The organism is Cryobacterium sp. AP23 (assembly GCF_054075385.1).
Window position 1 is genome coordinate 865,812 of the sequence record NZ_CM133415.1, and the last position, 12,847, is coordinate 878,658.

General features: G+C 69.8%; 9 protein-coding genes. 5 read left to right on the forward strand and 4 right to left on the reverse strand.

From position 1 onward, the window contains the following. Positions 1-12: 12 nt before the first annotated feature. The 4 genes from ACU5E9_RS04005 to ACU5E9_RS04020 form a co-directional block, all read right to left on the reverse strand. Positions 13-351, reverse strand: a complete 339-nt coding sequence (locus ACU5E9_RS04005) for a DUF4233 domain-containing protein (protein WP_456812333.1) — start codon at positions 349-351, stop codon at positions 13-15. Further along, positions 348-1,718 (reverse strand): bifunctional folylpolyglutamate synthase/dihydrofolate synthase, encoded by a 1,371-nt coding sequence (locus tag ACU5E9_RS04010; protein WP_456812334.1) that lies wholly within the window; start codon positions 1,716-1,718, stop codon positions 348-350. The genes ACU5E9_RS04005 and ACU5E9_RS04010 overlap by 4 nt, the downstream gene beginning before the upstream one ends. Then, positions 1,711-5,142, reverse strand: coding sequence for an isoleucine--tRNA ligase (gene ileS, locus ACU5E9_RS04015; protein WP_456812335.1), 3,432 nt, complete (start codon positions 5,140-5,142; stop codon positions 1,711-1,713). The genes ACU5E9_RS04010 and ileS overlap by 8 nt, the downstream gene beginning before the upstream one ends. A 300-nt stretch (positions 5,143-5,442) precedes the next feature. Then, a complete protein-coding gene (locus ACU5E9_RS04020; protein ID WP_456812336.1) occupies positions 5,443-6,057 on the reverse strand; it encodes a TetR/AcrR family transcriptional regulator in 615 nt (204 codons plus the stop codon). A 154-nt stretch (positions 6,058-6,211) separates the two neighbouring features. Between ACU5E9_RS04020 and ACU5E9_RS04025 the strand changes: the two genes are divergently transcribed. The 5 genes from ACU5E9_RS04025 (at position 6,212) to ACU5E9_RS04045 (ending at position 12,835) form a co-directional block, all read left to right on the forward strand. Continuing rightward, positions 6,212-7,879: an ABC transporter substrate-binding protein gene (locus ACU5E9_RS04025; protein WP_456812337.1), complete on the forward strand. Its 1,668-nt coding sequence runs from the start codon at positions 6,212-6,214 to the stop codon at positions 7,877-7,879. Then, positions 7,864-8,832: an ABC transporter permease gene (locus ACU5E9_RS04030; protein WP_456812338.1), complete on the forward strand. Its 969-nt coding sequence runs from the start codon at positions 7,864-7,866 to the stop codon at positions 8,830-8,832. The genes ACU5E9_RS04025 and ACU5E9_RS04030 overlap by 16 nt, the downstream gene beginning before the upstream one ends. Next, positions 8,829-9,698 carry an ABC transporter permease gene (locus ACU5E9_RS04035; RefSeq protein WP_456812339.1) on the forward strand — a complete coding sequence of 290 codons (870 nt, stop codon included), beginning with the start codon at positions 8,829-8,831 and terminating at the stop codon, positions 9,696-9,698. The genes ACU5E9_RS04030 and ACU5E9_RS04035 overlap by 4 nt, the downstream gene beginning before the upstream one ends. Beyond that, positions 9,695-11,482 carry a dipeptide ABC transporter ATP-binding protein gene (locus ACU5E9_RS04040; RefSeq protein ID WP_456812340.1) on the forward strand — a complete coding sequence of 596 codons (1,788 nt, stop codon included), beginning with the start codon at positions 9,695-9,697 and terminating at the stop codon, positions 11,480-11,482. Before ACU5E9_RS04035 ends, ACU5E9_RS04040 begins: the two co-directional genes overlap by 4 nt. Before the next feature lie 75 nt (positions 11,483-11,557). After that, positions 11,558-12,835 carry a hypothetical protein gene (locus ACU5E9_RS04045; RefSeq protein ID WP_456812341.1) on the forward strand — a complete coding sequence of 426 codons (1,278 nt, stop codon included), beginning with the start codon at positions 11,558-11,560 and terminating at the stop codon, positions 12,833-12,835. Positions 12,836-12,847: the final 12 nt, after the last annotated feature.

Below are 12,847 nucleotides of genomic sequence, written 5' to 3' on the forward strand. Positions count from 1 at the left end.
GTTCTCCTTCTACTAGTTCTGTGAGTTCTGTTTGTCGATACGGGAGCCGGTGATCATGCAGTACACCCACATGCCGGCGAACAATGCCCCGACGACGAACATCGCCGGGTTGAGGAATCCGGTGGCGACGATGATGACCTGGATGGCCCAGCCGATCGCATAGGCCCAGGGAAACCGTAGCAAGCCGAGCGTGGCAACCATGATCAGGCAGAGCAACGCTCCCCCGCCCAGGGTCACCCACGGCGGCAGGTCGCTGAGCCCGAAGATCACCAGGGTGGCCAGGAACACCACGATCAGTTCGAAGCCGAGGACGATCGACGCCAGGGAGCGTCGGACCGACCCGCTTCTCACGGGGTCATCCAGTCCCCCGCGTCGGCCAACGCCACGGCGTCGCCGACGAGGGTGATCGACCCGGCGACGAGCACGGCGCGCTTGGGCTCGTCCTGGGCCCAGCCGCGCGCGGCGTCCAGCGCCTGGGACAGGTCGTCGAACCGGAACGTGGCCGCGTCGCCGACGTGCTCGGCGACGAGGTCGGCGAGGTCGTCGGCCGGGATCGCGCGCTCGGAGTGCGACTGGGTGACGTGGAACCGGGTGGCCACCGGGCGGAGGGCTTCGATGATGCCGGCGGCGTCCTTGTCGGCGAGAATGCCGATCACCACGACGATCTCGTCGAAGTTGAAGTAGCTCTCCAGAGCCGCGGTGAGGGCGAGTGCCCCATGCGGGTTGTGCGCGGCGTCGACCAGGACGCTCGGCTCGATGCCGACAAGCTGCAGGCGCCCGGGCGAGGTGGCGGTGGCGAGGCCTTCAACCAGGATGTCCTCGACGAGGGCCTGGCTGCCGCCGCCGAGGAACGACTCCACGGCGGCGATCGCGACGGCGGCGTTCTGGGCCTGGTGGGTGCCGTAGAGCGGCAGGAACAGTTCGGAGTAGGTGCCGGCGATGCCGCGCACCGAGATCAGCTGGCCGCCGACGGCGACCGAGCTGGCGAGGAGGGCGAAGTCGGTGCCCTCACCGGCAAGGGTGGATTCGGTGAGCTCGGCCGCCCGGGTCAGCTCGGCCAGCGCCTCCGGCACCTGGGCTGCCGTCACGACGGCCGCGGCGGGCTTGATGATGCCCGATTTGGTGCGGGCGATCTCGGCGATGGTGTTGCCGAGGCGCTTGGTGTGGTCCAGGGCGACGGGGGTGAACACGGCCACCTGGCCGTCGGCGACGTTGGTGGAGTCCCATTCGCCGCCCATGCCGACCTCGAGCACGACCACGTCGACGGGGGCGTCGGCGAAGCAGGCGAAGGCGAGCACGGTGAGGGCCTCGAAGAAGGTGAGCGGTTCGTCGCCGGCGGTGGCCAGTTCGGTGTCGACCATCTGCAGGTAGGGCTGGATGTCGGCCCAGTTCGCGGCCAGGGCCTCATCGGTGATCGACTGCCCGTCGATCACGATGCGTTCGTTCAGCCGCACCAGGTGCGGGCTGACCAGCAGGCCCGTGCGCAGCCCGTAGGCGCGCAGGATGCTCTCGATGATGCGGCTGGTGCTGGTCTTACCGTTGGTGCCGGTCACGTGGATGATCGGGTACGAGTTCTGCGGGTCGCCGAGCAGTTCCACCGCGCGCCGGGTGGGCTGCAGTCGCGGCTGGGGTGCGCTCTCGCCCACCCGCTCCAGCAGAGCCGCGAGCACGGCGTCGCCGGCGTCACGGAATTCGTCGGGGTAGTAGTCGTCAGACATTGATGGTTCCTTTTTCGCGGGCGACGGCAACGATGACCGGTCCGTGGTTCGCGTAGTGGTCGGCCTCGAAGCGCACATAGTGCTCCACGACAGAGCCGGTCAGGCCCTGCAGCCATTCTGCGGGGGTGCCGGCGGCCTCCGCCGGGGCGGCGTGCGTGTGGAAACGGGTGGCGAGGGTTTCGCCGGCGACGTCGACCCCGCTCGCCAGGGCGAACGTGGCCGCATCCGCGTCGTCGGAGAAGACCAGGTCGAGGCGGATGCGGTCACTGACCTCGAAACCGGCCGACTTGCGGGTGTCCTGCACGGCGCGGATGAGGTCGCGGGCCAGGCCCTCGGCCTCGAGCTCCGGCGTGGTCGTGGTCTCCAGCAGCACGAAACCGCCGCCGGAGAGCAGCGCCAGCGCCGACGTGTTCAGCGCCGACTCCGCGTCGCCGGCGGTGGAGGCGGCCTGAAGTTCCAGGTCGTACTCCCCCGCGGCCAGCACGATGCCGCCGGCGGTGACGACGCCGTCGGTCTCCGACCAGTCGCCCGTGCGGGCGGCCTTGATGACCTGTTGCACCTGCTTGCCCAGGCGCGGGCCGGCGGCGCGGGCGTTGACGGTGAGCTTGGAGGTGATGCCGTAGCTCTCGGCGGAACCCGGTTCCTGTTCGACCAGGGTGACGGCCTTGACGTTCAACTCGTCGCGCAGGATGCCCTCGAAGCCGGCCAGGGCTGCGGTGTCGGTGGTGACGACGGTGAGGTTCGCGAGCGGCAGGCGCACCCGCAGGCCCGCCTTCTTGCGCAGTGACAGCACGGTGGAACTGATCAGGCGGACCTGGTCCATGGCCGTGACCAGGCCGGGTTCAGCGGGGAACGCCGTTGCGTCCGGCCAGTCGGTGAGGTGCACGCTGCGGCCGCCGGTGAGGCCCTGCCAGATGCGCTCGGAGACCAGCGGCAGCAGCGGAGCAGCCACCCGGGTCACGGTTTCGAGCACGGTGTACAGGGTGTCGAAGGCATCAGCCCCGGTGCCATCGGCGGTGACGCCGGCCCAGAACCTGTCGCGGGAGCGGCGCACGTACCAGTTGGTCAGCACGTCGGCGAAGTCACGCAGGCGGGCGGCGGCGTTGGTGCTGTCGAGGCGGTCGAGGTCCCCGGTGACGTCCTCGATGAGGTCGCGGGTCTTGGCCAGCAGGTACCGGTCGAGCACGTCGGTGGAGTCGGTGCGCCAGGTTGCGGTGTAGTCGGTGGCGTTGGCGTAGAGCGAGAAGAAGTACCACGTGCTCCACAGCGGCAGCAGCATCTGGCGGGTGCCCTCGCGGATGCCCTCCTCGGTGACGACGAGGTTGCCGCCGCGCAGTACCGGAGAGCTCATCAGGAACCAGCGCATGGCGTCGGAGCCGTCGCGGTCGAAGACCTCGTTCACGTTCGGGTAGTTGCGCAGCGACTTGCTCATCTTCTGCCCGTCGCTGCCGAGCACGATGCCGTGGCTGACCACGTTCTTGAACGCGGGCCGGTCGAACAGCGCGGTGGAGAGCACGTGCAGCAGGTAGAACCAGCCGCGGGTCTGTCCAATATATTCCACGATGAAGTCGGCCGGGTTGTGGCTGTCGAACCAGTCCCGGTTCTCGAACGGGTAGTGCACCTGGGCGAACGGCATCGAGCCGGAGTCGAACCAGACGTCGAGCACATCCTCGATGCGGCGCATCGTGGACTGCCCGGTGGGGTCGTCGGGGTTCGGCCTGGTGAGGGCGTCGATGTAGGGGCGGTGCAGGTCGGTGGGACGCACGCCGAAGTCGGCCTCAAGCTCGTCGAGCGAGCCGTAGACGTCTACGCGGGGGTACTCGGGGTTGTCGCTCTTCCAGACCGGGATCGGGGAGCCCCAGTACCGGTTGCGGCTGATCGACCAGTCGCGGGCGTTGCCGATCCACTTGCCGAACTGGCCGTCCTTGACGTTCTCCGGCACCCAGGTGACTTCCTGGTTGAGGTCGACCATCCGGTCGCGGAAGTCGGTGACGCGCACGAACCAGCTCGACACTGCCTTGTAGATCAGCGGGTTGCGGCAGCGCCAGCAGTGCGGGTAGGAGTGCTCGTAGCTGGCCTGGCGGAGCAGCCGGCCCTGCGATTTGATCAGCTGGGTGAGCGGCTTGTTCGCGTCGCTCCAGAGCTGGCCGGCGACCTCGGTGACGTGGGGCAGGAATTTGCCGCCGTCGTCGAGGGAGAGGATCACCGGGATGTCGTAGGCGCGGCAGACGATCTGGTCTTCCTCACCGTAGGCGGGGGCCTGGTGCACGATGCCGGTGCCGTCGCTGGTGGTGACGTAGTCGGCGAGCACGAACCGCCAGGCGTTCTGGGTGCCCCATTCGCTCTCGTCGGCGTAGTAGTCGAACAGTCGGTCGTAGGAGACGCCCTCGAGGTCGCGGCCGATCACGGTGCAGGACACGGCGGCGGTCGCGTCGGCGGCGCTGTCGTAGCCGAGGTCCTTGGCGTAGCTGCCGACCAGGTCGATCGCGAGCAGGTACTCGGCGCCGAGCACCTCGGTACCGGACTGGTCCGACGTGACGCCGGCCTGCTCGCGCAACACCTCGGCATCCGGCGTGCCGTGCGGACCGGCCGGGACGACGGCGTAGACGATGTCGGGACCGACGGCCAGGGCCAGGTTCGTCGGCAGGGTCCACGGCGTGGTGGTCCAGGCCAGCGCGCGCACGGCGGTGAGACCGAGGGTCTCGGCCTTGGCGCCGACGAGCGGAAAAGTGACCGTGACGGTCTGGTCCTGGCGCATCTTGTAGACGTCGTCGTCCATGCGCAGTTCGTGGTTGGACAGCGGGGTCTGGTCACGCCAGCAGTACGGCAGCACCCGGTAGCCCTCGTAGGCGAGGCCCTTGGTGTGCAGTTCCTTGAACGCCCAGATCACCGACTCCATGTAGGTGATGTCGAGGGTCTTGTAATCGTTCTCGAAGTCCACCCAGCGGGCCTGGCGGGTGACGTAGGTCTCCCAGTCCTTGGTGTACTCGAGCACCGATTCGCGGGCGACGGCGTTGAACGCGGCCAGGCCCATCTCCTCGATCTGGCTCTTGTCGGTGATGCCGAGCTTCCGCTCGGCCTCCAGCTCGGCGGGCAGGCCGTGGGTGTCCCAGCCGAACCGGCGGTGCACCTGCTTGCCGCGCATGGTCTGGAACCGCGGGAAGAGGTCCTTGGCGTAGCCGGTAAGCAGGTGGCCGTAGTGCGGCAGGCCGTTGGCGAAGGGCGGGCCGTCGTAGAAGACCCACTCCGGGGCGCCCTCGCGGTTGTCGATCGACGCCTGGAAGGTACCGTCCTTCTCCCAGAAGGCGAGCACCTCGGTCTCGATCTGCGGGAAGTTCGGCGAGGGGACGACGGCGGCGTCGCGGGTGAGATCGCGGTCGGGCAGGCCGAATGCGTTGTCTGTGGGCTGCTGCGGGTACGTCATGCTTCTCCTGGACGAGGCGGGTGAAAAGCCGCTGGCCTATTCCACGAGGACGCTCGCCCCGACAGGACGATGCGCGGTACCACCTCGCTTGCCGTTCCTGGAGAAGCGAACGACCGCTCAAACAAAGGCTGTGACGGGCCCGACCCGTTCGGCTCTACTGGCCGGAACCGTGCCGGGGCACGATACCAACGTTCTTCCGAAAACTCCCCGGTGATAGCCGGATCAATGTCGATTAATACTAGCTTGCCAGACAAATACCCGGGCCGGCGAAATACCGGGTATTCGGGGCGCCGGGTTGCCTCAGCCGGGGTCGAGAACCGGCCGGAAGCCGGCGCACACCGGCGTGATCGCCCTCTCCACAAACGGCGCCAATTCGCCGCGTCCGACGCCGGCGGCGACCCAGTCCCCTGCGGCCGCCGCGGCGGCGGCGACGACCGCGTTCGAGAACGCCCGCCCCAGCGGGTCGGCATCCACGGCGTGCCCCGGCCTGGCGCCGACGAATTCGTGCACCAGGCCCGCCAGCACGAGAAATCGGGCGAGGGCGGATGCCTGCAGCTCACCGGTCGTTTCCATGAGCTCGTCGTGGGCGACCGACCAGGGCACCCGGCCGGGGCCGAATCCCACGGCCACCACGAGCAGCGCTTGCCGTACCGACACCGTGACCGGGGCGGACCGATCACAGGCCGCCAGCGCGCCGGGCAGCGCGGCCAGGCCCGCATCGACATCGACCCACAGCAGGTCGCTCTTGGCCGCGAAGTAGTTGAAGAAGGTGTTGCGGCTCACCCCGGCCCGCCGGGCGATGTCCCCGACCGTGGTTTTGGCGTAGGTGCGCTCGAGGAACAGCTCGGCGGCGGCCTCCTCGAGCATCGCCCGCGACGAGCCACGCGGGCGCCCGGCGGCACGGGAATCAGACATGGGTCTCCTGTGTTCTACGATGGGACTCGACGCGTTAGATTTTTGGACTGAGTCCAATAATGGCACAGCAGTTTCGAGCACAGCAGTTTCGAGCACCGCAGCTTCGCGCACACCCTCCCTGCACCTGTGATCCCCCGTGAAAAGAGACATCCGCATGCCCCGTCCGGGAACCGTTCGTTCAACCCAGCGCCCCCTCACCCGTGTCCTGCTGGCCGGCACCGCCGCCCTCGGCCTGGTCCTGACCGGGTGCACGAGCGCCTCGCCGACCGGCGACACGAGCACGCCGGCCAGCGGCGGCACTCTCACCTATGCGTCCGGCGACGCGGAGCCCACCTGCCTCGACCCTCACGTCGGAGGGAACTACCCGCAGGCGTTGGTCAGCGGACAGTTCCTCGAGTCCCTCGTCTCCCTCGACAGCGACGGCACGGTGATCCCTTGGCTCGCGGACAGCTGGACCGTCAGCGACGACGGCCTGTCCTGGGAGTTCACCCTCAAGGACGGCGTGAGCTTCACCGACGGCACCCCGATGGATGCCGCCGCCGTGCAGGCCAACATCGCCCACCTGCAGGACCCGGCCACCGGTTCCTCCACCGGCTACCTCGCCCTCGCCAAGGTCACCGGCACAGAAGCCGTCTCCGACTCAGTGGTGCGGCTCACCCTCTCCGCGCCCGACGGCGCCCTGCTCGAATCGCTCTCCCAGCCGTGGCTGGCGATCGAATCCCCCACCGCGTTGCAGCGCAGCCAGGACGAGAACTGCGCGGCCCCCGTGGGCACCGGGCCGTTCGTGGTCGACTCCTGGGTGAAGCAGAACGCCATCACGCTGGTGCGCAACGACGACTACACCTCACCGCCGGCCGACGCCGAGCACGAGGGCCCGGCCTACCTGGAGACCCTCACCTGGCGGTTCATTCCGGACTCGGCGTCGCGCTACGCGGCCCTGCAGGCCGGTGAGGTCGACGTGATCGACAACGCCCAGCCGGACACGATCAGCCAGGCCGAGTCCAGCGATTCCATCGTGCACCTCGATGCCCCGCGCCCCGGCGCCTCCAACCGGATCGAACTGAACTCCGGCAAGGCACCGTTCAACGACGCCGCGGTGCGCGAGGCATTCATCCGCTCGGCGAACGTCGACGACGCCGTCGCCTCCCTCTTCCAGGGCAGCGCCGAGCGGTCCTACTCGGCCCTGTCCAGCGTCGAACCGCTCGGCGTCTCCCGCCCCGACCTGTTCGACTACGACCCCGACGCTGCCGCCGACCTGCTCGACGGCGCCGGCTGGTCCGAAAAGGATTCGGACGGCTACCGGGTCAAGGACGGCGTGCGGTTGACCGTCGTGTTCCCGGTGAGCACCAACCAGTCCATCCCCGCCGAGCAGTCCCTGTTCGAGCAGATCCAGGCCACCGCGAAGGAGACCGGGTTCGACGTTCAACTGACCAAGCTCGACCTGTCCAGCTGGTACACCGCCCTCGGGTCCAACGCCTACGACGCCGTGAGCGCGCCGTACACCAAGGTCGGGCCCGACGTGCTGCGGATCCTGTTCGACTCCGCCGGCATCACGCCCGCGCCCAGCGGTTACTTCGCCAACCACGCCCAGCTGAACGACCCCGAGCTGGATTCGCTGCTCGCCCAGGCGAACGCGACCAACGATGCCGACACCCGCGCCGAGCTGTACGCCGACGCGCAGGACATCGTGCTCGAAGGGTTCTACATCCTGCCGCTCTACGACCAGCAGAACCACTTCCTCCTCAGCTCGGCCGTCGAGGGCGCCAGGGCCATGCCCACGGTCTCCACGCCGGCGTTCTACGACGCGTGGCTGACCAGCTGACGCGGGCGCGACTGGGCGGCCTCGGCCGGCGCCTGGCCGGCGCGGTCTTCGTGCTCTGGGCCGTGGCCACCGTCACCTTCTTCGCCGTCCGCCTGATCCCTGGCGACCCCGCCGAGGCCATCCTCGGCGGACCGGGCTCGCAGACATCATCGGAGGCCCTCGCCGCCGTGCGGGCGGAATACGGCCTCGACCAGCCCCTGCTGCTGCAATACCTGCACCAGCTGGGCCGCCTGGCCACCGGTGACCTGGGCCGGTCCTACGCCCTGAACATGGATGTCGGGCCGCTCGTGCTCAGCCAGCTCGGCGGCACCCTGGTGCTGGCCCTGCTGTCGCTGGCGGTGGCCTGGCTGATCGCGCTGCTGCTGGCCACCTGGTCCACCGGGCGGGGCCGGTTGGCCCGGCAGATCGGGTCGGGCCTGGAGATCGTGGCCGCGGCCCTGCCGCACTTCTGGCTGGCGACCACTCTCATCGTGGTGTTCAGCGTCTGGTGGGGCGTTCTGCCCCCGATCAGCACGGCGGATGCGCGCGGCATCGTTCTACCCGTCGTCACCCTGGCAATCCCCCTGGCCGGATTCCTCGGCCAGGTCATGCGGGAGAGCCTGACCACGGCGCTGGAGTCCCCGTTCGTGCTCTCGGCCCGTGCCCGCGGCGAAAGCGAGCGCGGCGTGCTCTGGCGGCACGCGCTGCGGCATGCCGCCCTGCCCGCGATCGGCCTGTCCGGCTGGGCCTTCGGCTCGCTGATCAGTGGTGCCGTCGTCGTGGAAACCATCTTCGCCCGGCCGGGCCTCGGCCGCACCCTGCTCAATGCCGTCACCGTGCGGGACGTGCCGGTGGTGATCGGCGTCGTGATGATCGTCGCGCTGGCGTACATCCTGATGACCGTCCTGACCGACCTGGCCTCCCGCCTCGCCGACCCCCGCCCCACCAGCACGGGGACCGGAGCCGGCGCATGAGCGAACTCGAGATCCAGGTCGCGGCCGGGGTCGACACCGCCAATGGTGCGAGAACCGCCCGGCGGGGCCGGGTCACCGCCGCCGAGCTGATCGCCGGGCTGCTGGCCGCGCTGCTGATCACCGCCGCCATCGCGCCACGGCTCCTGGCCCCGGGCGACCCGCTCGCCATCGATCCGCTCGCCGCGTTCGGCTCACCCTCCTGGGCGCACTGGTTCGGCACGGACGAGTCCGGGCGGGACATCTACACCCGGGTGGTCGACGGCGCCCGCGATTCCTTGTTGATCGGGCTCACGGCGACCGTGATCGGCCTGGGCCTCGGCACGATCCTCGGCGTCATCGCCGGCACGCTGGGCGCCGCGGTCGACTTCACCGTCAACCGGTTCCTCGAGGTGTTGTTCGCGTTCCCGGGTTTGCTGCTCGCTCTCCTCTTCATCCTGGTCTTCGGCCCGGGCCCCGGCAGCGCCATCGTCGCGGTCGGGCTGTCCACGGCACCCGGCTACGCCCGCATCATCCGCGCCCAGCTCATCCGCGTGCGCTCGTCGGCGTTCGTCGAGGCGGCCACCGTGCAGGGCCTGTCCCGCCGCCGCATCCTGACCCGGCACATCCTGCCCAACACCCTGGCGCCACTGCTGGTGCTGGGCACCCTCGGGGTGGGGCAGGCCATCGTCTGGGCGGCCGCGCTGAGCTACCTCGGCCTGGGCGCGCAACCGCCGGCCGCCGAGTGGGGCGCAATGCTCTCGGCCGGGCGTACCTACATCACCTCGGCCTGGTGGATGAGCTTCTTCCCGGGTCTCCTCATCGTGCTCACGGCAGTGTGCGCGACCGCGCTTGGCCGCTCGATCGAACGACGGATGAGGCACGCATGAGTCCCGCAGACCACTCCGCCGCAGAGCAGCCCGCCGCCCGCCGGCCCCGGCCAGAGGTTGCCCTGACGGTGCAGAACCTCCGGGTCGGTTTCGGTGATCCCGCGGCCGAGGACGCCGTGCGGGGCGTCTCGTTCGAGGTGCGCGCGGGTGAGTGCCTGGCCATCGTCGGCGAGTCTGGGTCGGGCAAGAGCGTCACGGCTCGCAGCATCCTCGGTCTGGCCGGCGCCGGTGCCCGGGTGCGAGCCGATGAGCTCACCCTCGCCGGCGAATCGGTGCTCGGTCTGAGCGAGCCGGCCTGGCGGCGCCGCCGGGGCCGGGATGTGGGCCTCGTGCTGCAGGACGCCCTGGCGTCCCTTGACCCGCTGCGCCCCATCCACCGGGAGATCGGCGACTCGCTGCGCCTGCACACCCGCCTCGACGCGGCAGGACGCAGCCGCCGGGTACTCGAGGTGCTCGACGCCGTCGGCCTGCCCGACCCACACCTCTATGCGGGCCGGCGCTCCGGCGAACTCTCGGGCGGCCAGCGTCAGCGGGCGCTGATCGCCGCGGCCCTGGCCCTGGATCCCCCACTGCTGGTCGCCGACGAACCCACGACGGCCCTCGACGTGACCGTGCAGGCCCAGGTGCTGGCGCTGCTCGAGCGGGTGCGGTCCCAGGGCACCGCCATCGTGCTGATCAGCCACGACCTCGCCGTCGTGAGCCGCGTCGCCGACCGGATCGTGGTCATGCACGAGGGTCGCATCGTGGAGACGGGAACCACCGCGGAGGTTCTGGGCTCCGGCCGGCACGCCGAAACCCGGCGGATGCTGGCCGCCGTTCCCGTGGACAAGCCGCGGGGCACCAGCCTCTCGCCCGTCGCGGAACCACGGCCGGCCCGGCCGGCACTGGTCACCGACCGGCCGGCCGATCCGATGACCCCGATCGACCAGGCCACCCCGGCCGCGCCCCTCGTCGCTCCTGCCGCTCCTGCGGCCACGCCCGGCGCCGGTCTGGCGCTGGAGGCCATCGGCCTCGCCAAGGTCTTCCGTGGCCCGCACGGCACCGTCCACCAGGCGGTCGACAACGTTTCCTTCCAGTTGCCGCGCGGCAGAACCCTGGGCATCGTCGGCGAGTCGGGTTCGGGCAAGACCACCACCGCGCGGCTCGTGCTGGCGCTCACCGAGGCGGATGCCGGAGAGGTGCGCCTGCAGGGCGAGCCGTGGAGTGCGCTGCCCGAACGCGACCGGCGGGCCCGACGCCCGCTGATGGGCGCCGTGTACCAGGACGTGCTCGCGTCGTTCGACCCCCGCTTGAACGTGCGGGAGATCCTGCAGCATGCCGTTGCCGGGCCGGCACCCGCTGGTCGCACACGCGGCATCGGCGCCTCTGCCGCCCGCCGCAGCGACGCCGCCCGGGTCCTCGAACTCCTGGACGAGGTCGGCCTGGCGTCGGCCTTGCTGGAACGGCGGCCCGCCGACCTGTCCGGCGGCCAACGCCAGCGGGTCGGCATCGCCCGCGCCCTGGCCTCGCGGCCGCAGGTGCTCATCTGTGACGAGCCGGTCTCAGCGCTGGATGTGAGCGTGCAGGCGCAGGTGCTCGACCTGCTCGACGAGTTGCAGAGCGAGCTCTCGCTGAGCCTGCTCTTCATCTCCCACGACCTCGGCGTCATCCAGCACGTCAGCGACCAGGTTGCCGTGATGCACGACGGCCGCATCGTCGAGGCCGGCACCGCCGCGGAGATCTTCATGGCTCCGGCGCATCCGTATACCCGCGCGCTGCTGGCCGCTGTGCCCCGCCTGGTCTGAACCAGGGCCGGTCTGCTGGAAATCCGGCCCATTCGGGCACTCTCTCCGGTCGGCCGGTACCCTACGCTGAGCCTTGTGTTCTCCATTGTGACCTCGACGCTCCGGCTGGCCGCCTCCAAGTGGCCGGTCCTGCTGGCGTTGTACATCGCCGGCTGGCTTGCCCGCTACCTGGTGATCGAGGTCGCCGCCTTTGTGGGCACCACGGATGCTCTCTCCGCGTTCCTCATCATGCCCATCGCGATCCTCGCCCGCCTGGCGAGCTTCATCGGGATGTTCCTGGTGCTGCGCCCGGGCATGCCCGCGTTCGCGGATCTCGCTGCCAGTGGGGAAGACTCCATCGATCGCACCGAGGACACCGCCGCCGCCGGGCCCAGCGTGCAGGAGCTGTTCCTGGCGAGCATCCTGCCGTTCTTCGCGTTCTATGCAGCATGGCAATTCCTGCGCGATGACACCCTGCAGTACGCGGCGGCGGCGCTGGAGAAGATCAACCCCTTCGCGGACACCGACAACTCGGCGGGCGTGCTCAACCTCCAACTCACCTGGGCGTCCGGGGCGGCCATCGTGGTCGCATTCACCGGCCGGTACCTGCTTCGGCGCTACAGCGACAAGCTGCCGCGCTGGACCGCGGTGCTGACGGTGTACCTCGAGGCCGTCTGGGTGTATCTCACCGTGTTCCTCATCAGCACCTACCTCTCCCAATTCGACGCCTGGGTGGCGAACCGTACCGCGATGCACTGGATCGCGGACCTGCGGGGCACTCTCGGCGACCTGTTCGCACCGATCGGTGTCGCTTGGGACGTCATCGCCTGGGCCATCGGCGAGGCCGGCGCCCTGGTGCTGCTCCCCGTCGCCTGGCTCGCCTTGGCGGGCATCGTTTACGGGCGGGCACTGACCGCGGGCCCGTTCCTCATCAAGGTTCCGCAGAATCGCTACGCAGACCGGGTGCGCACTCGCTACTCCCGCGTGCCCAAGGCGATTTCCCGCCGGTTCGCGGATGTCGGTGGCGGCTTCGTCGGCCGGTGGAAGCCGCTCGCCAACGCCCTGACCCTGGTCTGGCGGGCCGGGGTGGTGCCGATGGGCATCTTCGTGCTGGCCTATACCGTGATCGATGCGGCCGGCTCCTGGCTGGGCTTCGGTGCCATCCGGCTGATCGGCGCCCACGACCTGGAGTCGTGGTGGATGAACGTGGACGGGTCGCTCATCTTCGGTATCGATGTTCTGCTCGAGCCGCTGCGCATCTGCCTCATCGCCGCCGGCTACGACTACTGCCTGCGTCGGCTGAGCGAGCGCAGGGACGCCGCCGCCGTCACCGAAACCCGGCCCGATTCCGCGCCGGCTCCCGCTCCCGCCTAGCGAGAGCTTCGC